Below are 24,480 nucleotides of genomic sequence, written 5' to 3' on the forward strand. Positions count from 1 at the left end.
GATGTTGATAAGGTGGTCATTTTGCAGGCAGGAGAAAATGATATGAAACGCGTGTTGTTACCCATCCTTGTTGCTGGCCTGTTGAGTGCCTGCAGTACCTCGTCACCCACGCCTGAGTGTGCACCGATGGCGGGTGGCTGGCAAAGTCAGCCGTTGCCCAATGCTGAAGGAGAGGCTGCGCTGGCCAGCGTGCTGGCTCGCATGAACACGGCCGCCAAACTGCAGAGCATCCGCGAGGTGCGCAGCCAGGTGGTCTCCGGGGTCAACTACGACATTGAGTTCCAGCTCGACAACGGAGAGGTGTGGAACACCCGTGTCTATCGGGATCTTGCCGGCAACTACCAGATGATCCGCACGGCTGCACAGGGCGAGCTTCCTCCCTTGCCTTGCGTCAAGGCCAAGTAATTTCTGCTTGTTGAGCCCCTCGTCAGAGGGGCTCATCTGACCAGAAAATTTCTGCTTTTCTCCCCGCATTCTGACAGTCAGGATGACCCTTCCCGTGACTGCATCCTCATAGAAAAGGAACCGCTATGAATCGCCACCTCTGCATCAAACACTGGAGCGAGCTGCAAGAGCAGACGCCGCGCTACTACTCCGGCAGTCAGGAGCCCCTTTCTCGCGGCTGCGCCCTCGGCAAACACTTCGGCTTTAGCCGCATCGGCATTCACCACGAGATCGTCGAGCCGGGCCATCGCACCAGCTGGCCCCATGCCGAGAAGACCGAAGACGAGTTCGTTCACGTGCTGGAAGGGACGCCGGATGTCTGGCTCGATGGTGCCCTCTATCGCCTGCAACCGGGGGATTCGGTGGGTTTCAAGGCCGGTGACGGGCTGGCCCACGCCTTTATCAACAACACCGAGGAGATCGTCCGGCTGCTTTGCATTGGCGATACCGATCGGGAGGACAACCGCATCCACTACGCCGTTCACCCCGAGCGTAATATCACCCTCGGCAAGCTGCACTGGGATGATGTGCCCGAGCGCGAGTTGGGTGATCACGACGGCCTGCCCGACAAGCTGCGCGAGAACAACGGCCCCTTCTAGGGCGCAGCCTTTCTGCGCACCAGCCCAGCACCACCCGATATAAAAAAGCCTGCCGCGTGGCAGGCTTTTGCTATCTCTTTGCCGCCTGTGGCGTGCTTCGTTTATTGCAGGTTGAGCCCGCCCAGATAGTCGCGCTTGCCGAGATCGACCCCGGCGCGGCGCAGCAGGGCGTAGGCCATGGTGAGGTGGAAGTAGAAGTTGGGAATGCCGTACTCATGGACGCAGGTATGGCCATCCATCCCCTTGCCGCCCGCCCAGTGGGGCACGTAACGGCCGCTGGCGTACTGGCTGTAGTCCGCGTCCAGCTTGCCCTGCAGATAGGTGATGGTCTTGCCGATATGGGCGCGCAGATCGGCGATGGTTTTGGGATCATCGCCCATGGCCGGCAGCTCGCTGTGGCTGGCGGTGGCCACCACGGAGCGGGCTGCATCGCAGCAGATCAGCACCTGCTTGCTGAAAGGCAGCATATCGACGATCAGCCGATCGCCGAAGAAGTTCTCCACGTTGAACTGCTTCGCCGCGGCGTGGGCCTCGGCCTTGGCCAGACAGTGATCCAGATTGTTCAGCATCTTGATGAACTGGGCGGTGATATCGCGATTCATGAGCACTCTCCATCTTGTTGAAACAGCGGCCCGCGTGCGCGGCCACGGTGAATGAGACTGGCTAATCGGCCACCAATATACCCCAACCGCTGCCGGGTTCGAGCCCGTGGCGGCAAAAAGCGCAGGACAAGCCCACTGCATGCGACAGCCGCTGGCCAGCACGCCAAGCTCGCTTTTTCGCCCTGTGAGTCCCTCTCTGCCCCTTTTTTGATCTGTGACATAAATCACCTTTTTCAGAGGCGTAGGCTGATCCCGCTGCCCGGAGCACCCACCCGGGTACAAGAAAAGGAGAGTGTAATGAAAATCTATGACCGTAACCGCAATGTGCTGAACCTGGGTCAGCGCGTCATGATTGCCGCCACCGGCGCCGTTGACTTCCTGAAAGAGGCTCATACCGACAACATGACTCCTTATCAGGCGGAGCACGAGAAGTGCGTGCTGCTGGCAAACTCCGGGGAGCGCTACGCCCCCATCGAGTTGATTAGACTAGGCTGATCCCTTTCCCTGTCACCCTACTCTTTACAATTCACCCGGCCGCCGCGCCTGACGGCCGGGTTTCTGATCTCCCTTCCTCCCTGATATTGCATCGCCTCAAGCCGGTTTGAGCCATCGAGCTGATTCGAGCAGCGAAGAGTCATCGAAAGATCCCGTTGCTTACGGCCTGCCAGCAAGGTGGCTCATTTCTGACTGGCTGGAGCCGCCGCAAATAGCCGGCTGCCTGCATGGCGGATCAGCAGCAGAGGCGACAGTAGCGTGAGCAGCAGCCAGTGGGTGTGGGGCAGGATAAAGCTCCAGATGATCTCGTGTGGCAGCCAGGTCGAAGCGGTTGCCGTCATAAAAGCGAGGTCATAGGTTTGCCACAACCAGAGTCCGGCAAAGAGCGGCAACAATAGCGGGCGGGGTATCAGCAAAAACAGGGGTAAGTAAACACACGCGAGTAAGGCGCTGAACTCCAGCATGGTTGGGGCCAGTTCAGCAAAGGTCCTTTCTGAAGAGAGGCCACTCCATTCGAGGGAAGTATCCTCGGTCAGTGCAGGCCACCACGATACGTATTGAAACAGGGTAAACGAGATCATAAACAGCAGGCTGGTCAGCAGCGCCAGCGCCGTTTTTCGCAAAAACCAGTGCCCCATCCGGCGTAGTGTCGGTATCCACTTAGACATTAATGACTCCCATCTGATGACGGGGCAGTATGCCTTGGCTGGCGCTGTGGTTAAAGCAACGCGCAGTTGCAATTCAGATCGGCCAACCCCTTGTTGGCACCTGTGATGGCAGCTCCGAGCCCTGAGTGGCAGCCAAAACGGTTGATATAAATTTAATTTATAGGTTTTGCGAAAATGCCATCGTTTTGTCTTATGTCGATGGACGGCAGGCCACACACTCCCGTTTGGCTGCCAGCGGGGCGCAGGAGGGCAATGGCCGATTTGAGATAAAGGGAATGGCACAACAGATGGGACGTGTAGTTCCTAAGATGTGAACATCCGGGCACTCTTTGCGAATCGACCCAACGGCCATTGGATTCTATTGTAACCCTGTTATATCTCACATGTCTTAGCTAAAAGGCTTCAGGCAAGGCTTAGGTCACGGTACACTAGTTAACAATTTTTAATATGTTTATATGAAATCTAAATTTGTTTTTATTTTCTTGGCTGTGGGAGGTAAGGTGAGAAATAAAAAATTAGATGTTCTTAGGAATATAAACTTTGGCGAGCGGGTCGCTGAGGATGAAAGGGCCCAACTGGCAGAGTATTTCGTTGAAACAGATCAGTGGCGAAAGCTGCTAAAAGATGAAATTGATATTATTTTTGGAGCCAAAGGGACGGGGAAAAGTGCACTATTTTGCCTTTTGTTTGAAAAAGATGTCTCGTTATCAATACCTACACTTTGTATTGCTGCGGACAATATGAAAGGTACGACAATATTTAAGTCGTTGGAGGGGGATACATTACCAACAGAGAATACTCTTGTATATCTTTGGAAACTATACATGATCGCTCTTCTTGTTAATGAAATAGATAAGAAAGGGCTACACACCACAGAGACTCTGGCTCTCAGAGATGCGTTAGGCACAGCAGGTCTTTTACCTAAAAGGTTTTCTATTCATACTGTTTTTAGATTAATAAAGGATTTTGCTCTCCGGGTTTTAGAAGGGGAGGCTAGTTCAATTGAGCATACATTATCAATTGATCCATCAAGTGGCTTGCCGACTGCATTTACACGTAAAGCAAATTATGAGAGGAGTGAGAGAGGTAGTGATATTCAGTTATGGGTTAATGAATATTTATCTATTATAGACAATGCCCTTGAGCATCATAAAGTTAGGTCTTGGATTGCATTTGATAGGTTAGATGTCGCTTTTACTGAGTCACTGGATTTAGAGAAAAATGCCATAAGAGCGTTATTTAAAACTTATAATGACATGAAAAGCTTTGACAATATTGGAATGAAGATTTTTGTTAGGGATGACATTTGGAGACGTATATGGGGCGGTCGTTTTTCTGAGGCAAGTCATATAATCAAGGAAAGCCAGATCTCGTGGGATAGGAATGGACTCATAAATTTGATATTTAAACGAACAGTTAAAAATCAAACGATATTGGATTTTTTAAATGTTTCCGATGATGTGACAAATATTTCCATTCATGAGCAAGAGGCTTTTTTAAACAGAATTTTACCTGAAAAAATAAATTCAGGTAAAAACCTTTCAACTATTGACTGGGTATTCTCTCGAGTAAAGGATGGCCTTGGTGTGGTTGCTCCACGAGAGGTTATTCACATGTTGGAATGCGCAAAAGAAATACAAATAAAGAGACTTGAAAGGAATGAAATTGAGCCTGCAAATGATATGCTCTTCGAGCGAAGCGTGTTTAAAGAAGCTGTACACATAGTTTCAAAATCAAAATATGAAAAAACTCTCTGTGCTGAATATCCTCACTTGGTCACCTTTATGGAGAAGCTTCGTGGAGGTAAAACAGAATATACATTAGAAACATTGTCTATTATCTGGGGGGTTGATATTGAAGAGGCGAAATACAAATCTGAAGATCTGTGTGGTATAGGTTTTTTTGAAAAAGGAAAGTATAAGTTCGACAAGTCTGTAACGTCATACAGAATTCCTATGTTGTACCATAGCGCTTTAGAGTCAATAAGGGGAAGTGCTGTTGTTATAAAGCCTAGAGGTAACTCTAATTCGAAAAGCGACAGTTATTCATCACTTATCTTAAAGGCTCTAACATATCTAAAAGAGCATGGTGTTGAGTCTGCAAATGGAGCTGAAATAACAAGGGTTATTAATAATAACTTTATTTCAAGAGATATGAAAAAGAAAGAGCCTACTAACGTATCAAGAGCTTTGAGAAGTCGTCCATTAATAAATCAGACATGGTTAAAGAGAGTCGATTCAGATGGGAATGGCCTAAGGTTTAGTTTGTCAGATGATTACTTGATTAGCTCTGCTTATAGTGAGAAATAAAATATTCGCGAGTTGGGTCTATCGATTTAATATCGTCGGCCCAAATTATGCCTTGTCTTATTGACATGCCTATTTTCTTATGGTTAAAAATATAATGTTCCAAGTTTTTAGCCATGTAGATATAACGTAGGATGGTTTTTATATTTATTGGTGATGGTATAAAATGAATGTCGATATCAAAAATATACGAACTTTTATTGGGAATGGATTCTTTTTTTCGACGCTATTAGGAATTTACTATTTTGTCATATTTACATATTATGAAAACATCCCCTTTCCTTTAGATTCAAGTGCATTACCTACAATTTTTTCTTCTCTAGGCATACTAGGGATATTATTGACCGGTGTATTTTTGTTTTATTCGTCAATGTCAGTCATGATTATTGTTGACCCATTGAAAATAGATTATCATGGTGCTTTTTATACAAAAACATTTGGCGTTAAAAATAAAAATTTTTCAAGCATTATAAATTACATCATTTTTTTCTGCACACCGTTACTATTTCTGCTTGCATTGTTCATGAATGATGCGTTTAATAATTATACGTTTATTGGGTTTGCAATAATTCCTGTGCTGTTTTCTATTCATGTCTTATCTGTAAGGAATAATATTAGCTATAACGATAATAGGGTTGGTTACTTGACTAAACTCGGTGCTCATGTCGTTACTTTCGTGTATCTTGGTTTCTTCTCTGTAATGTCATACACTATTTTCTATTCATATATAACCTTTACAGTTGGTTTAGATTCAGATATAAATTCTATAATGGCGACCTTTGTTTTTTTGGTATTAAATTACATAATAATTTTACCTCAAAGAAAACAAAATGGTTATGAAGTAAATGCAAAAAAATATAGTGACCGGAATTATATAAGAACATTTTTTAGCACGCCTGCTGCCCCTATATATATAATGGGGTTAATATTTTCATTGTCTCCCAATATAGCATATAAAAATACATCGAAAGTGTTTTCATTAATTAATGCAGGTGGGGGGTTAGAGCGTACATATTATTTTTTTAAGAGCTCATCTGCTCAGGCTATAATTCCTGCTTCTTTTATCAAAGAGTGTAAGGAGGAGTTATGTATAACAAATCCCCTTCGTGTTATTTTAGATATAAATGACATAATTTATGTCAGAGGTAATTTAGACGGGAATGAAAATGCTCTTATAAGTATTCCCAAAAAGAATATGCAGGTTCTTATTCCTCTAAAAGAGAGAGCACTGTAGGTTTTATTCATGATGCGTATTCTGGCTTAGCCTTATTAAGGTTGCCTCGATGCCTGATATATAAAAACCAACCCGGCCTAAGCCGGGTTGATTGCATCAAAAGGCAGAGAAGTTACAACGCCTCAAGGCGGGCATACGCCGTTACCAGCCACTTGGCGCCGACGTCATCGAACTGGATCTGCACCCGGCTCTGCTGGCCGACCCCTTCGAAGTTGAGTACCACCCCTTCCCCGAATTTCGGATGGAGCACCCGCTGGCCGAGCTTGATGCCGCTGGCGTCAAAGCTCTGCTGCACCTCGTTCTGGCTGAAGCGGCCGTACTGGGTGGGGCGGCTGACCTGAGTGCGCAGGCGGATCTCTTCCAGACACTCGGCGGGCATCTCGCGGATAAAGCGGCTCGGCTTGTGGAACATCTCGCGGCCATAGATGCGGCGGCTCTCGGCATAACAGATGTAGAGCTTCTCCATGGCGCGGGTCATGCCGACGTAACAGAGGCGCCGCTCCTCTTCCAGCCGGCCCGACTCCTCGGTCGATTGCTGGCTGGGGAACATGCCCTCTTCGACGCCGACCAGCAGCACCAGCGGGAACTCCAAGCCCTTGGCGCTGTGCAATGTCATCAGCTGCACCGCATCGGCATATTCGTCGGCCTGATTCTCGCCGGATTCCAGCGCCGCGTGGGCGAGGAAGGCGGAGAGGTCGCTCATATCCTCCAGCTCGTCCGGGCGCTGGTACTGGCGGCAGGCGGTGACCAGTTCGTCCAGGTTCTCTACCCGTGCCTGGGATTTCTCGCCCTTTTCCGCCAGATACATCGCCTTGAGGCCGGAGTTCTGGATGGCGATATCCGCTTGCTGGTGCAGCGGCAGCATGGCGACCTGCTCCTCCAGCGCGTCGATCAGCTCGACAAAGCCGCGCACCGCGTTACCGGCGCGGCCGGTCAGCACCTTGTCGTTGAGCAGCGCCTTGGCCGATTGCCACAGGTTGAGCCCCTGATCGCGGGCGTTGCCGCGCAGGATCTCGAGGGTGCGATCGCCGATGCCGCGGGTCGGGGTGTTGACCACCCGCTCGAAGCTGGCGTCGTCGCCACGGTTGTTGATAAGCCGCAGGTAGGCCATGGCGTCCTTGATCTCTTGCCGCTCGAAGAAGCGCAGGCCGCCGTAGATGCGATACGGCATGGCGTCCTGCATCAGCGCCTCTTCCAGCACCCGTGACTGGGCGTTGGAGCGATAGAGGATGGCGCAGTCGGCCAACAGGCCGCCCTTTTCCTTCCAATCCTTGAGACGGCCGACCACGAAGCGCGCTTCGTCCACCTCGTTGAAGGCGGCGTAGAGGGAGATCGGCTCGCCCTCGGCCCCTTCGGTCCACAGCTCCTTGCCAAGGCGCTCGGCGTTGTTGGCGATGACGCTGTTGGCGGCTTTCAGGATATTGGCGGTGGAGCGGTAGTTCTGCTCGAGGCGGATGGTCTCGGCCCCCTGATAGTCGGTCAGGAAGCGCTGGATGTTCTCGATCTTGGCGCCGCGCCAGCCGTAGATGGACTGGTCATCGTCGCCGACGATCATCACCTTGCCGCTGTTGCCCGCCAGCATCCGCAGCCAGGCGTACTGGATGCCGTTGGTATCCTGAAACTCGTCCACCAGAATGTTCTGGAAGCGGTCGCGGTAGTGCTCGAGGATGTGCGGCTTGTTCAGCCACAGCTCATGGGCGCGCAGCAGCAGCTCGGCGAAGTCCACCAGACCGGAGCGATCGCAGGTCTCCTGATAGGTCTTGTAGATCTGCTGATAGGTGCGGGTGACGGGATCGCCGTAGAGGTCGATGTCGCCGGGGCGCAGCCCCTCATCCTTCTTGCCGTTGATGTAGCCCATCACGGCGCGCGGGGCCCAGTGCTTCTCGTCGAGGTTGAGCGCCTTGAGCACCCGGCGGATCAGCCGGTACTGGTCGTCTGAGTCGAGGATCTGGAAATCCTGCGGCAAGCCCGCATCCAGATGGTGGGCCCGCAGCAGGCGGTGGGCGATACCGTGGAAGGTGCCGATCCACATGCCGCGCACGCCGTCGCCGATCACCTTCTCGACCCGGCCGCGCATCTCGGCCGCCGCCTTGTTGGTAAAGGTGACCGCGATGATGGAGAAGGGTGAACAGCGTTCCACCTGCATCAGCCAGGCGATACGGTGCACCAGCACCCGGGTCTTGCCCGAACCGGCACCGGCCAGCACCAGCAGGTTGCTGCGGGGCGCCGCAACGGCATCTCTTTGCTTGTCGTTGAGCCCGTCGAGCAGGGTTGAAACGTCCATCACCACTCCTGTTTATTTATACAGGCGGGGATTATACGGCCATCCCCCCTGCCAGACCAAATCCAAACTCGGGGGGAGGGGCGAGATGGGGGCTTGCAGGGGCGCCGGTGCGGCCAATTTTGGCTGGCGCAGAGAGAACGGGACGGGGAGGTCTCCAGCTGTAGCCAATCCTTGCTCGCGCGGTTTGTGGGGATTTTGCGAGCCGGATCACGGGCTTGCCGGGGGGCTGGATGAATAACAGGGGAAAACGGTTTACAGTAACTTGCTGAACAATAAGAGAAATGTCGTTTGGGTCTTATGGTTGTTAGCATAAAAAACTGAAAAGTAGCTAAAAAACAACTGCTTATAAGGTTATTTGCTTAGAATTCAAACCGTTAACGCAAACGTTTTTCCCTTATCATTTGCTTGACCCGCATCGGGGCTGACTTAGAGTAAGCCTGCGTGCTAGATAGCCTGCTCTGACAGGCAAGCAAGTTCCCTCACTTAATAACAATCAAGGATACGATCGTGACTAAAGTGCTCAAGCTGGCCACTGTGGCCTCCCTCACTCTCGCTGCTCTCTCTGCTCAGGCTGCTTCCGAGCCAGCCGTCATTTATGACACCGCGGGCAAGTATGACAAATCATTCAACGAAGCCGTGTTCCGTAACGGCGTCGAGCTCTACAACAAGGACAAGGGCGTCAAGGTCAAAGAGTTTGAACCCCAGAACGAAGCCCAGCGCGAGCAGGGTCTGCGTCGTCTGGCCAGCCGTGGCAACGGCCCGATCGTGGCGGTCGGTTTCAACATGGGTTCTGCCGTTGAGAAAGTAGCGACCGAATTCCCGAAAACCCAGTTCACCATCATCGACATGGTGGTCGACAAGCCGAACGTCCAGTCCGTCATCTTCAAGGAGCATGAAGGTTCCTTCCTGGTGGGTGCGCTGGCTGCCATCGCTTCCAAGAGCGGCAAGGTCGGCTTCGTGGGCGGCATGGATATCCCGCTGATCCGTAAATTCCAGTGCGGTTACGAGCAGGGTGCCAAGTTCGTCAATCCGAAGATCGAAGTGTTCCAGAACATGGCGGGCTCTACCCCGGCCGCGTTTGCTGACCCGGCCAAAGGTGCCGAGCTGGCCAAGTCCCAGTTCGCCAAGGGCGCTGACGTGGTTTACGCCGCAGCTGGCGGTACCGGTATCGGTGTCTATCAGGCAGCCAAGGATAGCGGCAAGTTCGCCATCGGGGTGGACTCCAACCAGAACCACCTGCAACCGGGCACCATGCTGACCTCCATGGTCAAGTCTGTGGGTCTGGCCGCTTACCAGACCTGGGATGACGCTGCCAAAGGCGAGTGGAAGCCGGGTATCAAGAACCTGGGTCTGGCTGAAGGCGGTGTGGATTGGGCGCTCGACAAGGACAACGAGAAGCTGATCACCCCGGAAATGAAAGCCAAGGTGGATGCCATCAAGGCTGAAATCATCGCTGGCAAGGTCAAGGTTCATGACTACATGAGCGATAACACCTGCAAATACTAATTAGATAGTTGCTACGACTCTCAACGCACCACCGGCCCGCACGGGCCGGTTTTTAGTCTTATTTCATGAAACGCAGGGCTGCATCATGGACCAGACAGATCGCTATGCCATCGAATTAAGAGGTATCGATAAGCGGTTCGGCGAAGTGTACGCCAACAAGCTGATCGACCTTAAGGTTCGCAAAGGCAGTATCCACGGCATTGTCGGCGAAAATGGCGCCGGTAAGTCCACCCTGATGAGCATCATTTATGGTTTCTACCATGCCGACAAAGGCGAGATGCTGATCGACGGGAATCCTTTCAAACCCCATGGCTCACAAGATGCGATTGCCGCAGGCGTGGGCATGGTTCACCAGCACTTCATGCTGGTGAACAACTTCACCGTATTGGAAAACGTCATCCTCGGCGCTGAGAACGGCTGGCACCTTCAGCAGAGTGTGGCGTCAGCCGAAAAGCTGCTCGGCGAACTGGCGCGAGATTATGGCCTCGACGTGCCGTTGCACGAAAAGGTCGAAGATCTGCCGGTTGGCTTGCAACAGCGGGTCGAAATTCTCAAGGCGCTCTATCGCGGCGCTCGCATCCTGATCCTCGACGAGCCGACCGGGGTACTGACCCCGCAAGAGGCGGATCACCTGTTCGAGGTGCTGAAAAAGCTGCGGGATCAGGGGGCGACCATCATCCTCATCACCCACAAGCTGCGCGAGATCCTGGCCATTACCGATCAGGTTTCCATCATGCGCCGTGGCGAGATGGTGGCGCACGTCGCCACCAAGGATACCGACAAGGAGCAGCTGGCCGAACTGATGGTGGGCCGCAAGGTGCGCCTCAAGGTCGACAAGGGGCCAACCCAGCCCGGTGAAGCCAAGCTGAAGATCGAAGGGCTCAGCTATTTCGACGCCAGCAAGGTGGAGCGGGTCAAATCGGTCAGCTTCGAGGTGCGGGCCGGTGAAGTGGTCGGCATCGCCGGGGTCTCCGGCAACGGTCAGTCCGAACTGCTCAGCCTGCTTGGCGGCATTCTCAAGCCGAGCAAGGGCAGCTTCACCATCAGCAGCCGCAGCGGCGTGCACAAGGTGAGCGCAGAGCACCCGGCCGATCCGGAGCTGGTGCGCAACTACGGCCTCGGTCATGTGCCGGAAGATCGCCACAAGATGGGGCTGATCAACCGCTTCGAGGCGAAAGAGGCCTTCATTCTCGGCTATCACCGTCGCCCGCAATACAACAAGGGGTGGCTGCAGAACAAGGAGGCGATCCAGCAGGATTGTCAGGCCAAGATGGAGAAGTGGGATGTGCGCCCGCCCCATCCCGATCACAAGACCGCCAACTTCTCCGGTGGCAACCAGCAGAAGCTGGTGATCGCCCGTGAAGTGGAGCAGGACCCGGATGTGCTGTTGATCGGCCAGCCGACCCGCGGGGTCGACATCGGCGCCATCGAGTATATCCACCAGCAGATCATCGCCATGCGCGACAAGGGCAAGGCGGTGCTGCTGGTCTCGGTGGAGCTGGACGAGATCATGAGCCTCGCAGACCGGATTCTGGTCATTGCCGACGGTCGCATCGTCGGCGAGCTGGATGGTGCCAAGGCGGATGAGCGCACCATTGGTCTGATGATGGCAAACATAGTGCCGGACGAAGTTGCCAAGGAGGCCCACTGATGAGCCAAGTACGTATTCCTGCCTGGGTCTCCGTAGGCGTCTTGTCTGCGGTCAACATCCTGCTGGCCTTCCTGGTGTCGGCCATTCTGTTCTACTACCTCGACATCAACCCGGTCGATGCCGCCAAGATCATGTGGTACGGCGCGTTCGGCACCGGTGAAGGGGTCGGCTTCACCCTCTACTACGCAACCGGCTTTATCTTTACCGGTCTGTCGGTGGCGGTCGCCTTCCACGCCGGTCTGTTCAATATCGGTGGTGAAGGTCAGGCCTATATCGGTGGTCTCGGTGTCGGTCTGGTCTGTCTGATGCTCGGCGATGTGCTGCCGTTTGCCCTGCTGTTGCCGCTCTCCATCATTGCCGGTGGTCTGTTCGGTGCGGCCTGGGCCTTTATTCCGGCCTGGCTGCAAGCCAAGCGCGGCAGCCATATCGTGATCACCACCATCATGTTCAACTTCATCGCCGCCTCCCTGATGGCCTATCTGCTGGTGGAGGTGTTCAAGCCGCCCGGCTCGATGGCGACCGAGAGCAAGGTGTTTGCCGAGGCAAGCTGGCTGCCCAAGATGAGCGGGCTGGCGAACCTGTTCGGGATGGAGATCCCCAACAGCCCCCTCAATATCAGCTTCTTCTGGGCGCTGATCTGTGCGGCGCTGGTGTGGGTCTTTATCTGGCACACCCGCTGGGGTTACGAGATCCGCTCGGTCGGCGCCAGCCAAAGCGCCTCCGCCTACGCCGGTATCTCCTATCCCAAGGTGGTGATCCTGGCCATGGTCATCTCCGGCATGCTGTCGGGCTTCTTCGCCCTCAACGTGCTGCAGGGTGAACTGCACCAGATCAAGCTCAACTTCGTGGAAGGGTTCGGCTTCACCGGTATCGCGGTGGCGCTCATGGGGCGCAACCATCCGGTCGGCGTCATCATCGCCAGCCTGTTGTTCGGTTTCCTCTATCAGGGGGGCGCAGAGCTCAGCTTCGAGTTCGGTGTCGACCGCAACATCGTGGTGGTGTTGCAGGGTCTGGTGATCCTGTTCTGTGGCGCCCTTGAGCACATGATGCGCCCGCGCATCGAGCAGCTCTATCTGGCGTTTGCCAACCGCTCAGCCGCGCAAGCTAAAGGAGTCTGATCATGTTTGAAATTCTGATCCTGATGCTGGATGCGACCATTCGTACCGCGCCGCCGCTCATTCTGGCGGCCATGGCGGGCATGTTTTGCGAGCGCTCCGGGGTGGTCAACATCGCGCTGGAAGGCAAACTGCTGGCAGCAGCGTTCGCCAGTGGTGCGGCGGCGGCGGTCTCCGGTTCTGCCTGGATAGGTCTGGGGGCCGGGGTGGGTGTCTCCATCCTGTTCGCCCTGATGCACGGCTTTGCCACCATCACCCACCGCGGTGATCAGGTGGTGAGCGGCATGGCCATCAACATTCTGGCGGCCGGTCTGACCGTGACCCTGGGCCGTTACTGGTTCGATCAGGGTGGCCAGACCCCGGCACTCTCCGGTGATGCCCGTTTCGCCCCCATCGATCTGCCCTATGCCAAGGAGCTGTGGGATGTGCCGGTGATCGGCCAGCTCTACAGCGAGCTGCTGAGCGGCCACTCCCTGCTGGAGTACGTGGCGTTTGCCTGCGTGCCGCTGGCCTGGTGGGTGATGTTCCGTACCCGCTTCGGTTTGCGTCTGCGGGCGGTGGGTGAGGCGCCCGCAGCGGTCGATACCGCCGGTATCTCTGTGGTGCGGATGCGCTACATCGCGCTCCTTATCGGCGGCCTGCTGGCCGGTATCGGTGGCACCTATCTGGCGGTGGCCCAGACGGCCCAGTTCATCCCCAACATGAGTGCGGGCAAGGGCTTTATGGCGCTGGCGGCGCTGGTGTTCGGCAAGTGGCGCCCCTGGAATGCCATGGCCGCCTGTCTGCTGTTCGGCTTCCTCGATGCGGTCGCCATCCGCCTGCAAGGGGTCAGCATCGGTGGCTTCGCCATTCCGGTGCAGGCCATCGAGGCACTGCCCTACATCCTGACCGTATTCCTGCTGGCCGGTTTTATCGGCCGTGCGGTGGCACCCAAAGCGCTCGGCACCCCCTATGTGAAGGAGCGGGAGTAGCGCCCTTTATCGCGATACTCCCACCCACCCTGATAACAGCAGGCCCACTTCGGTGGGCCTGTTTTTTATGGGTGGGATGGGACAGACCAGCCGGGACCTGGATGGTGAGATAGGGGGAGGCGATGGCGTGAAGGGATAAAGGGGCTGCGTGAGTTGCTGCGGGGAGCGGCTGGCTTACAGGTGCAGATCCCGCTGCCAGTACCATTAAAAACCCCCTCGTATCAGGAGGGGGTTGCAGAAGTTATTGCCGGATTAACCCTGAGGCTCAGGGGGCCAGCACCAGCTTGTAGACGCCAAAGCCGGGGTGTTTGGCATCGGTGGGCGGCAGGGTCTCCACATAGTTCAGCTTGCCACCGGTCAGGGCTTGCGCCTCGCTGCGTGGCGAGCTGTAGATGCGCAGATCCAGATTGGCGGGCAGGGGGGCCAGCTGCCAGTTGTTGTCTGCCGGGGGCTCGAAACCGGCCGGATTCTTCTCTGCCAGATCCTTGAGGTATTCGGAGAGCACTTCGCGGGTTTCGAACTGATCTTCATGGACGATCACCTTGGCGTTGATGCCCGGGAAGTTGCCACCACCGCTGGCGCGGTAGTTGTTGGTCACCACGTAGAACATCTGGGTCGGGTCGATCGCCTTGCCCTGATAGGTGAGGTTGGTGATGCGATAGCTGTCGCTCACCTTGTTGCCATCCACATCGTAACGGGCGGGTTTGGTCACATCGACCTGATAGTTCACCCCGTCGATCACGTCGAAGTTGTAGGTGCGGTACTTCTCGTTCACCAGCCACTGGGTGGCGGTGCTGGCGGCATCGATCTTGTTGAACTGGACGGCGCTCTTCTCCAGCCACTCCTGTACGGTCGCGCCATTGATGGCGACCACCTGCAGGGTGTTGGGGTAGACATAGAGGTCGGCCACGTTGCGCAGGGAGATATTGCCAGCCGGTACATAGGTGAAGTCGGTCGGGCCGTTTCGACCGCCGCGGAATGGTGCGGCGGCGGAGAGGATGGGCCATTTTTCCTTGAGCTGACCATCCTGTTGCAGCTTCTTGGCATGCCACAGCTGGGCGTCGCTGACGATCTGGATGGAGGGGTCATCCTGCACCAGCGCGAAGAAGCTGTGGATTGGCTTGGTGATCTTGCTGAGGGGCTCGTCCAGCCACTGGTTGGCCTGCTCGTGCTCGGCAATGACCTGATCGACTACCGCCTGATCTTCGGTGCTGGTAGCGCTACTGTCGATCTTGCGCAGCTGGGACTGGCTGGAGGCCACTTCCCAGCGACCCTCTTTCCAGGTCATGTGCAGGTCGATGATGCCGAGGTGATTGCCCCAGACGCCCGGCATCACGGTCGGTACGCCCGCCAGAGTGCCTTTCTCGTTGTCCACGTCGGTCATGTTGGGGTAGTCGCCCGGGAAGGTGCGGTGGGCATGGCCCAGCAGCAGGGCATCGACCCCCTTCACCTTGGCCAGCGGCAGTGCGGCGTTCTCCATCATGGGTTCGCGCGGGTCACCTATGATGCCGGTATGGGCCACGACCACGACGATGTCAGCGCCCTTGGCGCGGATTTCGGGTACATAGTGCTCGGCGGTCTCGACCATATCGGCCACCACCACCTTGCCTTCCAGATTGCGTTTGTCCCACTGGGTGATCTGGGGCGGAGTCAGCCCCAGCACCCCGACCTTGATGGTCTGGGTATTGCCGTTGGCATCCTTCACCTGACGATCCAGCACCACATAGGGTTTGAACTTCTGTTTGCTCCAGTCGATGGTGCCCTTGCCATCACGGCTGAAGGCATCGGCCTGGAAGACGTTGGCGTTGATGTAGGGGTAGTTGGCCCCTTTCAGGGTCTCTGAGAGGAAGTCGAGACCGAAGTTGAATTCGTGGTTGCCCAGGTTGCCGACATCATAGCTCATGGTGTTGAGCGCCTTGATGGCGGGGTGGGTTTGCTTGCTCAGCCACTGCTGTTTGACCTGCTGGTCGTGGATATAGTCCGCCAGCGGGGTGCCCTGGATCAGGTCGCCGTTGTCGATCAGCAAGTTGTTGGCGTTCTCTTCGCGGGCCTTGCGGATCAGCACAGCGGTGCGGGCAAAGCCCAGCGAGGCATCCGGCTTGTTCTGGTAGTAGTCGTAGCTCAGCAGGTTGGAGTGGATATCAGAGGTTTCGATCAGCCGCAGGGTGAGATCACCGGGGGCCTGAGAGTTGTTGTCATCACAGCCGGACAGCAAAAAGATAACTGCCACCGCGCTCAGTTTGAGGGTGGTTTTCATTGTTGGATTCTCTTGTTATGGGTATGCCAGCGTGGTGCATTCTATCGACAGCAAAAGAATCCGATTGTGAGCAGGCTGGCAATTCGGGCTAATTACCCTCCTGTTAATAGAGTTATGACTCTGATTTTCATCTGTTTTTTCGAGTCGCTACCCTCGCTGCTTTTCCGCCGTTAGTCACCCTGTCGTTACCGCAGTGCGGTCGGGGCAAGCGGCACGGCCTGCCGCTCCTGCGAGGCTGTAATGGTTGGTTACAGATCTCCATTCGACTGATAGATGACCTTTCCCTTAAATTCAGCGGCGATTGATTGCATCTAAAAATTACAAAGCGACAGCAAGGAATAAAAACTCATGAAAATGCACAACAAAGCGCTGCTGGCCATCGCCTGCGCTGCGGCCCTGTCTGCCTGTGACAGCGAAAAAGCTGCCAACAGCATTGCCAAGCGGGTGCCGCTGGCTCTGCCTGAGGCGGGTCTTTACCAAGCGAATCTGATGAGCCGCGACGGCGACAAGGCGACGCCGCGCATGATCAAGGATCTGGATGGTCTGGCGCTGGTCTACCCGAAGGGTGAAACCGTGCAGCACTGGGGTGTCTGGGTGGATCATCAGGTGGGCAAGGTCGAGACCAACAGCCAGTGGTTGGGGCAGGCTGACCAGAAAGCCGACAAAGACGGGATCTACCCGGTGCAGTTGATCCGCAACAGCGAACGGCTCGGCACCAGCACTGCGCTCAGCTCGGTGACCAACGACCACAACCTCATCACCTTCCAGGATCAGCCGGTCATCGATCTGCAGGGCAAGGAGATCAAGCGCTGGGTTTTTGATTTCACCCGGACCGGCACCAAGTTCTCCGACAATTCCCCCATCTATTCCGGTTTCAGCGGTCATGTGGCGGTGACGGCCCTGACCACCAAAGCGGTGACCACGGCCAGCTGGAGTGCCACGGACAGCGATGGCTTCAGCAGCGACATGGTGGGCAAGGTGGATACCACCAACAACGGCGGCAAGCTGACGGTGGCGATCGAGTTTCCGGCGGCAGGTTGTACGCTGGTGGGCGAGGGGAGTGCCACTGCCGGGTTGAGCAAGCTGACCATGACCGGGTTTGGCAAGTGCAACTTCAAGCAATCCGCGGTAGCCACGCCGATCGAAAACCTCTGGAATGCCGCTCTGGCCCGGGCGATGGATAACCGCATCGCCTATGTCACCACCTATACCACGGATGCCAAAAAAGAGGCGCTGGTCATCGGCTTCCCCGACACCAATGGCTTGCTGATCACCGCTGACAAGCGATAAGCAGCCCAACGGCAGGGGTGGGCAAACGCGCCTGAAACAACAAGGGAGCCAGTGGCTCCCTTGTTGTTTTCAACGCACGGTTTACAGCAGGAACAGGGTCGCCAGCCCGAGGAAGATAAAGAAGCCGCCGGTATCGGTGATGGCGGTGATCATCACGCTGGCACCGACTGCCGGGTCGCGGCCGAGGCGGGTCATGGTCATGGGGATGATGACCCCCATCAGGGCGGCCACCAGCAGGTTGAGCATCATGGCCAGGGTCATTACGGCGCCGAGCGCCGCATCCTGATAGAGCAGATAGGTGGCGATGCCCATGGTGCCGCCCCACACCAGCCCGTTGATAAAGGCGACCCCGAGTTCCCGCAGCAGCAGGAAGGAGAGGTTGCCCGCCTGAATGTGCTGCAGCGCCAGCGCCCGCACTATCATGGTGATGGTCTGGTTGCCGGTGTTGCCGCCGATCCCGGCGACGATGGGCATCAGGGCCGCCAGTGCCACCAGCTGGGAGATGGTGTGCTCGAACAGGCCGATCACCCGCGAGGCGACAAAGGCGGTGCAGAGGTTGATGGCAAGCCAGGCCCAGCGGGTCTTGACCGCCTTGGAGACAGGGGCGAACACGTCTTCATCCTCGCTGATACCCCCCATCCGGCGCAGGTCGGTGTCACTCTCCTCATAGACCAGATCCACCACCTCTTCGACGGTGATGCGGCCCATCAGCTTGCCCTTGCCATCCACCACGGCGGCGGATAGCAGGTCATCCCGCTCGAAGGTGCGGGCTGCCGCTTCGTCGTTATCCTCCGGATCGAAGGTGACCGGATCCCGCTCCATCACATCGCTCACCAGGGTGGCGGGCTTGTGCAGCAGCACAGTGGTGAGGGCCAGCTCCCCCAGCAGATGGTTGCGGCGATCGATGACGAACAGCTTGTCGGTGTTGGCGGGGATCTTGCCGCGCAGCCGCAAATAGCGCTGCACCGTGGCCAGACTCACCTCGGGGCGGATGGTGATGATCTCGAAGTCCATCATGGCGCCGACGGTGTGCTTGCCGTAGCGGATCACCTCCCGCACCCGATCCCGCTCGGCGGGGGCCATGTAGGTGAGCAGCCGCCCCATCAGGTTGCGCGGCAGGTACTGGCCCAGATAGATCTGGTCGTCGATATCCAGGGTGCGCAGGGCGTGCAGCAGCTCCTTGTCGCTCATCCCGCTGATGAGGCTGTCCCACACCGTCTCCGACGCTTCGACCAGGATCTGGCCGCGCTTCTCCTCCTCCACCAGCGCCCACAGGGCATGACGCTCATCGGGCGGCAGCGACTCCAGCGCATCGGCGACATCGGCGGCGGGCAACCCGTTGACCAGTGTAGTGAGTTCGCTGGTCTGATCGCGTTGCTCGGCATCCTGCACCACCTGCGGATCGAGCAGGCTGTCGGTGAGGGCATCATCGCGCAGCAGCAGGGTGAGAATGCGGGATCTGTCATCCGCGCGCTGCCGGGCGCTGTTCTTGATGGGAAGAGACATGGGATGAATTCCTGAGATGGTAGCCAAGGGCTCAATGCCCATAGGATACCAGACTTAAAACAACAGGTTATGACCGTGATAGGGGAAGAGGGAGGTAAAAGTGAGGCCACCTGCTGGTGGCCTCATGGTGATTTGCCGAGGATCCCTCAGGCGAGGGCTTGCTGAACCTGCGGTGCCTCGCCAAACCAGGCGAGCCGGTCGGCAAGGGTCACCACGGATCCCACCATGATCAGCGCCGGGCTTTCGACCCCCACCGCCAGCGCGGGTAGCTCATCGAGAGTGCCGCGAATGACCCGCTGGCAGGGCTGGGTGCCGCGCTCGATCAGCGCCACCGGGGTGTTGCCCGCCTTGCCGTGGGCCAGCAGCTGCTCGCGGATGGTGGCGCAGGATGAGAGCCCCATGTAGAACACCAGCGTCTGTTTGTCTTTGGCCAGCAGTGACCAGTCGAGATCCCGGGCGCCCCCCTTGCCGTGAGCGGTGACGAAGCGCACGCTCTGGGCGTGGTCGCGATGGGTCAGCGGAATGCCGGCGTAGGCGGCGCAGCCGCTGGCCGCGGTGATCCCCGGTACCACCTGAAAACCGATGCCGCTACCGACCAGCGTCTCCAGCTCCTCGCCGCCACGGCCGAAGATAAAGGGGTCGCCCCCCTTCAGCCGCACCACCCGTTGCCCCTTTTTCGCCTCCTCCAGTAAGAGCTGGTTGATCCCCTCCTGCGGCACGCAGTGGTTGCCCGCCTGCTTGCCGACGAAGATGCGCTTGGCGTCGCGGCGCACCAGCGCCATCACCTCGTCGGAGACCAATCGGTCATAGACCACCACGTCGGCTTGCTGCATCTGGCGCAGGGCGTGCAGGGTGAGCAGACCCGGATCGCCGGGGCCGGCCCCCACCAGCACCACTTCGCCAGCACTCTGGCTTTCGTCGGCAAACAGGTTGTCGGCCAGCTGGTTGGCAGAGGCGTGATCGCCCCGCGCCAGCGCCTGACCGAGTCGGTCTGCCCCGAGTAGCCGCTCCCAGAAGCGGCGCCGCTCGCCCATGCTGGCGAAGCGGGCCTTGACCCGCTCCCGCAGGCTGCCGGCAAAGGTCGCCACGGCCCCCAGATGTTGCGGCAGCAGGGCTTCGAGTTTTTCCCGCAGCAGCCGGGCCAGCACAGGCGCCTTGCCGCCGGAGGAGATGGCCACCATCAGCGGCGAGCGGTCGATGATCGACGGCATGATGAAGCTGGAGCGCTTCGGGTCATCCACCACGTTGGCAAAGATCCGCGCCTGATTGGCGCTCTGGTAAACCAGTGCATTTACCTCGCGCCGATCGGTTGCGGCCACCACCAGCCACTTGCCCGCCAGTTGTTCCGGCACAAATTCACCGGCCAGCCACTCGATGCTGCCGTTGGCAGCCAGTTCCGCCAGCTCGGGGTCGAGCTCGGGCGCCACGACTGTGAGGTGGGCACCGGCATCCAGCAGCAGGCGCGCCTTGCGCTCCGCTACCTCGCCGCCGCCGACCAGCAGCACGGGTTTGTTGTCGAGTCGGCAAAAGATGGGCAAGTAGTCCATGGGGCCTCCGGATCAGGCGGTTCGGGTCTGGTTGGCGGTGCTGGTGGTCTCGCTCACTGCAACCGGGCGCTCAGCTTTCGGGGTGGCATACCAGTAGCCGAGGCCCATAAAGAGGACGCCGGAGACGGTGTTGCCCAAGGTCACCCACAGCAGGTTGTGGCCGATGCCGCTCAGGGTGTAGGCCTCGGAGTGGGCGCCGAACCAGGAGAGAGCGAACAGGGTCATGTTGGCGATGGAGTGCTCGTAGCCGGAGGCGATAAAGGCCAGCAGGCACCACCAGATGGCGATGAAGCGGGCGGCCCCTTCGGTGCGCAGCGCCATCCAGATGGCGAGGCAGACCAGCCAGTTGCAGAGGATCCCCTTCATAAACAGGGTCAGCGCCGGGGCCTGGGTCTTGGCCAGCGCCACTTTGTGGGCCAGACTGCCTGCATCCGGCAGCAGGCTGCCGCCGTAGGAATAGATGAGCGCCACCACGATGGAGCCAATCAGGTTGCCGGCCCAGGTCTGGGGCAGGATGCGCAGCAGGTCGGCCATGGTGATCTTGCCCGCCTTCACCCCGAAGGTGAGGAACATGGTGTGGCCGGTGTAGAGCTCGGAGCCGGCGATGATCACCAGCGTCAGGGCGATGCCGAAGGTGGCCCCCATCACCAGCGGTCGGATGCTCGGATCCACCAGATTGCCGAGGGTGAAGATGAGGATGATGCCGAGGCCCACATAGGCCCCCGCCATGGCGGAGCTGAGCCAGAAGCCGAGCTTGTCGCTGCGCTCGAAGCGGTTGATGCGGGCCGCGTTGGCGGCGCACTTGTTGATGGTTTCCGTGTACATCTTGTGAGTCCTTGAAAGGGCTGCCCTCAGGCAGCCCGAAAGAGAGTGAATTTGGCTTTAGACTGCGACCCAGATCTGCTGGTCGCGCACTTCAACGGGGTAGCTCTGCACCGACATCGCAGGATTGTCGAAACAGTGGCCGTCGCTCAGGCGAAAGCGTTGCTTCTTGAGCGGGCTGGCGACCCAGAGCTCGCCGTCGTGTTCGCAAATCAGGCCCCGCGACAGCACGTTGGCGGCGAAGAAGGGATCCCGGTTGTCGATGGCGAACACCTCGGCGGCCGCGCTCGGGCGGAACAGGGCGATCTGGCGACCTTCAATGAGTGCGCAGACACCGGTTCCCGGCAGGATATCGTTGAGTTGGCAGGCAAATTTCATCATTTGGTCTCCACCTCGATCTGGTAGACGGGGATGCGTTCGGCCGGAGTGGCGGGTCTGTGCTGGTCGCGCTCGGCAACGAACTGAACGTCCGGGTCGCGCTTGTCGCTGTTGATGAAGTGGCTGAAGCGCTTGAGCGCCTCCTCTTCGTTGAGGGTGCGCGACCATTCGCACTCGTAGCTGTCGATGAGGATCTGGATATCGCGCTCCAGGGTCTCGGCCAGCCCCAGCTTGTCGTCGACGATCACCTCGCGCAGGTAGTCGACGCCCCCTTCCAGATTGCCGAGCCAGACTGAGGTGCGCTGTAGTTTGTCGGCGCTGGTGACGTAGAACATCATAAAGCGGTCGATCAGCTTGATGAGGGTATCGCGGTCGAGGTCAGACGCCAGCAGATCGGCGTGGCGCGGCTTCATACCGCCGTTGCCGCCCACATAGAGGTTCCAGCCCGCGTCGGTGGCGATGATGCCAACGTCCTTGCCCTGCGCTTCCGCACATTCGCGGGTGCAGCCGGAGACGCCGAACTTCATCTTGTGCGGGGTGCGAATGCCTTTGTAGCGGTTCTCGAGGAAGACCCCGAGGCCGACGCTGTCCTGCACGCCGAAGCGGCACCAGGTGCTGCCGACGCAGGTCTTGGCCATGCGCAGCGCCTTGGCGTAGGCCTGACCGGTCTCGAATCCGGCAGCCAGCAGCTTGCGCCAGATGGCGGGCAGGTCATCCTTCTGGGCCCCGAACAGGCCGATGCGCTGGGCGCCGGTGATCTTGGTGTAGAGCTTGTAGTCGCGGGCCACTTCGGCCACCGCCAGCAGCCCTTCCGGGGTCACTTCACCGCCAGCCATGCGCGGGATGACGGAGTAGCTGCCGTCCTTCTGCATGTTGCCGAGGAAGATGTCGTTGGTGTCCTGCAGCGGGATGTTGCGCGGGCTCAGCACATGCTCGTTCCAGCAGGAGGCGAGGATGGAGCCGACGGTCGGTTTGCACACCTCGCAGCCATAGCCTTGGCCGTGCTTGGCCAGCAGCTCGTCGAAGCTCTTGATCCCCTCCACCTTGACCAGATGGAACAGCTCCTGACGGGAGTGGGGGAAGTGGTCACAGAGGTGGTTGTTGACCTCGATGCCTTGCTTCACCAGTTCGGCGTTGAGCACCTGACTGATGAGCGGCACACAGCCGCCGCAGCCGGTACCGGCCTTGGTGTGCTGCTTGATGGCGGCCAGCGTGGTGTGGCCCTCGGCCACCGCCTTGGCGATGTCGCCCTTGGAGACGTCGAAGCAGGAGCAGATCTGGGCACTTTCCGGCAGGGCATCCACCCCCAGCGTCGGCTTGGCACCGGCGTAGGCGGGCAGGATCAGGGTATCCGGGTGGCTCGGCAGCGGCAGCGCATTGAGCATCATCTGCAGCAGGTTGCCGTAATCTTCCACGTCACCCACCAGCACGGCGCCGAGCAGGCGGCTGTTGTCTTCGCTCACCACGATCTTCTTGTAGACGCCGGCCTGATCGTCCTGGAACACATAGCTGTGGCTGCCCGGGGTGCGGCCATGGGCATCACCGATGGAGCCGACGGAGACGCCGAGCAGCTTGAGCTTGGCGCTCATGTCCGCCCCCTCGAAGCGGCTGTCGCCGCCGAGCAGGTGGTCGACGGTGATCTGGGCCATCTTGTAGCCCGGCGCTACCAGCCCGAAGAAGCGGCCCTGCCAGGCTGCGCACTCGCCGATGGCGTAGATGTCGGGATCGGAGGTGAGGCAGTGATCGTCGATGACGATGCCGCCGCGCTCGGCGATGGCGAGATCACCGTAACGGCCCAGAGTATCTTGCGGGCGAATGCCGGTGGAGAAGACCACCACATCCACTTCAAGCTGGCTGCCGTCGGCGAAGGCGAGGCGGTGTTTCGCCTGTTCGCCGCCATGCATCAGGATCTCGCTGGTGCTCTTGCTGGTGTGCACCTGCACGCCCATGGATTCAATCTTGCGGCGCAGCAGCTGGCCGCCCTGACCGTCGAGCTGCTCGGCCATCAGCACCGGAGCAAACTCCACCACGTGGGTCTCGAGACCCAGTGCCTTGAGGGCACCTGCCGCTTCAAGGCCAAGCAGACCGCCCCCGATCACCACCCCGCTCTTGCCGCTCTTGGCGGCGCTGCGGATGGCTTTCAGATCCTCGATGGTGCGATAGACGAAGCACTCGTGGTGCTGGCTGCCCGCAATGGGCGGCACCCAGGGGTAGGAGCCGGTGGCCAGCACCAGCTTGTCGTACCCGACCACAGTGCCCTTGTTGGAGTGCACTTCGCGGTTGGCCCTGTCGATTTTTTTCACCGCTTCGCCGAGCAGAAGGCGGATGCCGTGCTTGTCGTAGAAGCCGGGTTTGACGAGGGAGAGATCTTCGCTGGTGTGATGGGAGAAGTAGGAGGAGAGATGGACGCGATCGTAGGCGGGACGGGGTTCTGCACCGAAGACGGTGATCTCGTAGCGGCCCGGCTCGGCCCGCTCGATCACCTCTTCGATGAAGCGGTGCCCCACCATGCCGTTGCCCACAACGACCAGTCTGACTTTGCTCATGATTGCCTCTAGTTTGGAGTAATAAAACATCATTCTGGGGCTAGGCTACCCAGTCAGTCGGGGCGGGCAATTGATGCAAATCAAGTGTCTATTTATATATCTCGTCAGGGGTAATTCGATAAAATTCAAATATATACAAAAATAGGTATACCAGTTGAGTGTTTTGCTACTGGATGCGAGTGGGACATAGAGAGGAGGGAGCTGGGTCTTAAAATGCAAAACGCCCCCATTGCTGGAGGCGTTTTTTTACAAACAGAAC

Annotated in this window: 19 protein-coding genes; 10 read left to right on the forward strand and 9 right to left on the reverse strand. The window is 57.6% G+C overall.

The window, feature by feature from the left end:
• The first annotated feature begins 42 nt into the window (after positions 1 to 42).
• Together AB5Z09_RS15930 and AB5Z09_RS15935 are read left to right on the forward strand one after the other, a co-directional pair.
• The gene (locus AB5Z09_RS15930; RefSeq protein WP_368195702.1) at positions 43 to 405 is read left to right on the forward strand and encodes a cystatin domain-containing protein; all 363 of its coding nucleotides are present in this window, start codon (positions 43 to 45) and stop codon (positions 403 to 405) included.
• 125 nt (positions 406 to 530) lie between these two features.
• Positions 531 to 1,043, forward strand: a complete 513-nt coding sequence (locus AB5Z09_RS15935; protein WP_368195703.1) for a cupin domain-containing protein — start codon at positions 531 to 533, stop codon at positions 1,041 to 1,043.
• A 101-nt stretch (positions 1,044 to 1,144) separates the two neighbouring features.
• Here AB5Z09_RS15935 and AB5Z09_RS15940 read toward each other — a convergent pair whose 3' ends face one another.
• Positions 1,145 to 1,645, reverse strand: coding sequence for a DUF1993 domain-containing protein (locus tag AB5Z09_RS15940; protein WP_368195704.1), 501 nt, complete (start codon positions 1,643 to 1,645; stop codon positions 1,145 to 1,147).
• A gap of 297 nt (positions 1,646 to 1,942) precedes the next feature.
• Between AB5Z09_RS15940 and ydfZ the strand changes: the two genes are divergently transcribed.
• On the forward strand, positions 1,943 to 2,140 hold the full coding sequence (ydfZ, locus tag AB5Z09_RS15945) for a putative selenium delivery protein YdfZ (RefSeq protein ID WP_005342516.1): 198 nt from the start codon (positions 1,943 to 1,945) through the stop codon (positions 2,138 to 2,140).
• Positions 2,141 to 2,322: 182 nt separating this feature from the next.
• Here ydfZ and AB5Z09_RS15950 read toward each other — a convergent pair whose 3' ends face one another.
• Positions 2,323 to 2,778, reverse strand: a complete 456-nt coding sequence (locus AB5Z09_RS15950) for a hypothetical protein (protein ID WP_368195705.1) — start codon at positions 2,776 to 2,778, stop codon at positions 2,323 to 2,325.
• A 485-nt stretch (positions 2,779 to 3,263) separates the two neighbouring features.
• On the opposite strand from AB5Z09_RS15950, the gene AB5Z09_RS15955 reads away from it, so the two are divergent.
• Together AB5Z09_RS15955 and AB5Z09_RS15960 are read left to right on the forward strand one after the other, a co-directional pair.
• The gene (locus tag AB5Z09_RS15955) at positions 3,264 to 5,117 is read left to right on the forward strand and encodes a hypothetical protein (protein ID WP_368195706.1); all 1,854 of its coding nucleotides are present in this window, start codon (positions 3,264 to 3,266) and stop codon (positions 5,115 to 5,117) included.
• Positions 5,118 to 5,280: 163 nt separating this feature from the next.
• Positions 5,281 to 6,348, forward strand: coding sequence for a hypothetical protein (locus tag AB5Z09_RS15960; protein WP_368195707.1), 1,068 nt, complete (start codon positions 5,281 to 5,283; stop codon positions 6,346 to 6,348).
• Positions 6,349 to 6,460: 112 nt separating this feature from the next.
• On the opposite strand, the gene uvrD is transcribed toward AB5Z09_RS15960, so the two are convergent.
• The gene (gene uvrD / locus AB5Z09_RS15965) at positions 6,461 to 8,632 is read right to left on the reverse strand and encodes a DNA helicase II (protein WP_041209786.1); all 2,172 of its coding nucleotides are present in this window, start codon (positions 8,630 to 8,632) and stop codon (positions 6,461 to 6,463) included.
• A gap of 507 nt (positions 8,633 to 9,139) precedes the next feature.
• Here uvrD and AB5Z09_RS15970 point away from each other — a divergent pair.
• From AB5Z09_RS15970 to AB5Z09_RS15985, 4 genes are all read left to right on the forward strand, one after another.
• Entirely contained in the window at positions 9,140 to 10,138 is a 999-nt protein-coding gene (locus AB5Z09_RS15970) for a BMP family protein (RefSeq protein WP_005340803.1), read from the forward strand.
• Positions 10,139 to 10,223: 85 nt separating this feature from the next.
• Positions 10,224 to 11,789: an ABC transporter ATP-binding protein gene (locus tag AB5Z09_RS15975; protein WP_075116180.1), complete on the forward strand. Its 1,566-nt coding sequence runs from the start codon at positions 10,224 to 10,226 to the stop codon at positions 11,787 to 11,789.
• Positions 11,789 to 12,907: an ABC transporter permease gene (locus tag AB5Z09_RS15980; RefSeq protein ID WP_005357011.1), complete on the forward strand. Its 1,119-nt coding sequence runs from the start codon at positions 11,789 to 11,791 to the stop codon at positions 12,905 to 12,907. Before AB5Z09_RS15975 ends, AB5Z09_RS15980 begins: the two co-directional genes overlap by 1 nt.
• 2 nt (positions 12,908 to 12,909) lie before the next feature.
• Positions 12,910 to 13,875 (forward strand): ABC transporter permease, encoded by a 966-nt coding sequence (locus AB5Z09_RS15985; RefSeq protein ID WP_368195709.1) that lies wholly within the window; start codon positions 12,910 to 12,912, stop codon positions 13,873 to 13,875.
• Between the two features lie 265 nt (positions 13,876 to 14,140).
• On the opposite strand, the gene AB5Z09_RS15990 is transcribed toward AB5Z09_RS15985, so the two are convergent.
• Positions 14,141 to 16,132, reverse strand: coding sequence for a bifunctional 2',3'-cyclic-nucleotide 2'-phosphodiesterase/3'-nucleotidase (locus tag AB5Z09_RS15990; protein WP_368195710.1), 1,992 nt, complete (start codon positions 16,130 to 16,132; stop codon positions 14,141 to 14,143).
• Between the two features lie 348 nt (positions 16,133 to 16,480).
• Here AB5Z09_RS15990 and AB5Z09_RS15995 point away from each other — a divergent pair, with 348 nt between their 5' ends.
• Positions 16,481 to 17,422 carry a hypothetical protein gene (locus AB5Z09_RS15995; RefSeq protein ID WP_368195712.1) on the forward strand — a complete coding sequence of 314 codons (942 nt, stop codon included), beginning with the start codon at positions 16,481 to 16,483 and terminating at the stop codon, positions 17,420 to 17,422.
• An 81-nt stretch (positions 17,423 to 17,503) separates the two neighbouring features.
• Here AB5Z09_RS15995 and mgtE read toward each other — a convergent pair whose 3' ends face one another.
• The 5 genes from mgtE to nirB all read right to left on the reverse strand — a co-directional run bounded on the left by mgtE (position 17,504) and on the right by nirB (position 24,221).
• Positions 17,504 to 18,928, reverse strand: a complete 1,425-nt coding sequence (mgtE, locus tag AB5Z09_RS16000; RefSeq protein WP_368195713.1) for a magnesium transporter — start codon at positions 18,926 to 18,928, stop codon at positions 17,504 to 17,506.
• 146 nt (positions 18,929 to 19,074) lie between these two features.
• A complete protein-coding gene (gene cysG, locus AB5Z09_RS16005) occupies positions 19,075 to 20,475 on the reverse strand; it encodes a siroheme synthase CysG (protein ID WP_368195714.1) in 1,401 nt (466 codons plus the stop codon).
• A gap of 12 nt (positions 20,476 to 20,487) precedes the next feature.
• Positions 20,488 to 21,300: a nitrite transporter NirC gene (nirC, locus tag AB5Z09_RS16010; protein ID WP_368195715.1), complete on the reverse strand. Its 813-nt coding sequence runs from the start codon at positions 21,298 to 21,300 to the stop codon at positions 20,488 to 20,490.
• 57 nt (positions 21,301 to 21,357) lie between these two features.
• Positions 21,358 to 21,675 (reverse strand): nitrite reductase small subunit NirD, encoded by a 318-nt coding sequence (gene nirD / locus AB5Z09_RS16015; protein ID WP_071914036.1) that lies wholly within the window; start codon positions 21,673 to 21,675, stop codon positions 21,358 to 21,360.
• Positions 21,675 to 24,221 (reverse strand): nitrite reductase large subunit NirB, encoded by a 2,547-nt coding sequence (nirB, locus tag AB5Z09_RS16020; protein ID WP_368195717.1) that lies wholly within the window; start codon positions 24,219 to 24,221, stop codon positions 21,675 to 21,677. The genes nirD and nirB overlap by 1 nt, the downstream gene beginning before the upstream one ends.
• Positions 24,222 to 24,480 lie beyond the last annotated feature (259 nt).

The organism is Aeromonas sp. R2-2, from assembly GCF_040908355.1.
GTDB classification, from domain to species: domain Bacteria; phylum Pseudomonadota; class Gammaproteobacteria; order Enterobacterales; family Aeromonadaceae; genus Aeromonas; species Aeromonas veronii.

Bases quoted from the DNA above. Each gene is read 5' to 3' on its own strand.
- AB5Z09_RS15985 (WP_368195709.1), top strand. From the start codon at position 12,910: ATGTTTGAAATTCTGATCCTGATGCTGGATGCGACCATTCGTACCGCG.
- AB5Z09_RS15955 (WP_368195706.1), top strand. From the start codon at position 3,264: ATGAAATCTAAATTTGTTTTTATTTTCTTGGCTGTGGGAGGTAAGGTG.
- nirD (WP_071914036.1), bottom strand. From the start codon at position 21,675: ATGAAATTTGCCTGCCAACTCAACGATATCCTGCCGGGAACCGGTGTC.
- AB5Z09_RS15980 (WP_005357011.1), top strand. From the start codon at position 11,789: ATGAGCCAAGTACGTATTCCTGCCTGGGTCTCCGTAGGCGTCTTGTCT.
- AB5Z09_RS15950 (WP_368195705.1), bottom strand. From the start codon at position 2,778: ATGGGGCACTGGTTTTTGCGAAAAACGGCGCTGGCGCTGCTGACCAGC.
- ydfZ (WP_005342516.1), top strand. From the start codon at position 1,943: ATGAAAATCTATGACCGTAACCGCAATGTGCTGAACCTGGGTCAGCGC.
- AB5Z09_RS15995 (WP_368195712.1), top strand. From the start codon at position 16,481: ATGAAAATGCACAACAAAGCGCTGCTGGCCATCGCCTGCGCTGCGGCC.
- nirB (WP_368195717.1), bottom strand. From the start codon at position 24,221: ATGAGCAAAGTCAGACTGGTCGTTGTGGGCAACGGCATGGTGGGGCAC.
- AB5Z09_RS15975 (WP_075116180.1), top strand. From the start codon at position 10,224: ATGGACCAGACAGATCGCTATGCCATCGAATTAAGAGGTATCGATAAG.
- AB5Z09_RS15935 (WP_368195703.1), top strand. From the start codon at position 531: ATGAATCGCCACCTCTGCATCAAACACTGGAGCGAGCTGCAAGAGCAG.
- nirC (WP_368195715.1), bottom strand. From the start codon at position 21,300: ATGTACACGGAAACCATCAACAAGTGCGCCGCCAACGCGGCCCGCATC.
- mgtE (WP_368195713.1), bottom strand. From the start codon at position 18,928: ATGTCTCTTCCCATCAAGAACAGCGCCCGGCAGCGCGCGGATGACAGA.
- uvrD (WP_041209786.1), bottom strand. From the start codon at position 8,632: ATGGACGTTTCAACCCTGCTCGACGGGCTCAACGACAAGCAAAGAGAT.
- AB5Z09_RS15990 (WP_368195710.1), bottom strand. From the start codon at position 16,132: ATGAAAACCACCCTCAAACTGAGCGCGGTGGCAGTTATCTTTTTGCTG.
- AB5Z09_RS15960 (WP_368195707.1), top strand. From the start codon at position 5,281: ATGAATGTCGATATCAAAAATATACGAACTTTTATTGGGAATGGATTC.
- AB5Z09_RS15940 (WP_368195704.1), bottom strand. From the start codon at position 1,645: ATGAATCGCGATATCACCGCCCAGTTCATCAAGATGCTGAACAATCTG.
- cysG (WP_368195714.1), bottom strand. From the start codon at position 20,475: ATGGACTACTTGCCCATCTTTTGCCGACTCGACAACAAACCCGTGCTG.
- AB5Z09_RS15930 (WP_368195702.1), top strand. From the start codon at position 43: ATGAAACGCGTGTTGTTACCCATCCTTGTTGCTGGCCTGTTGAGTGCC.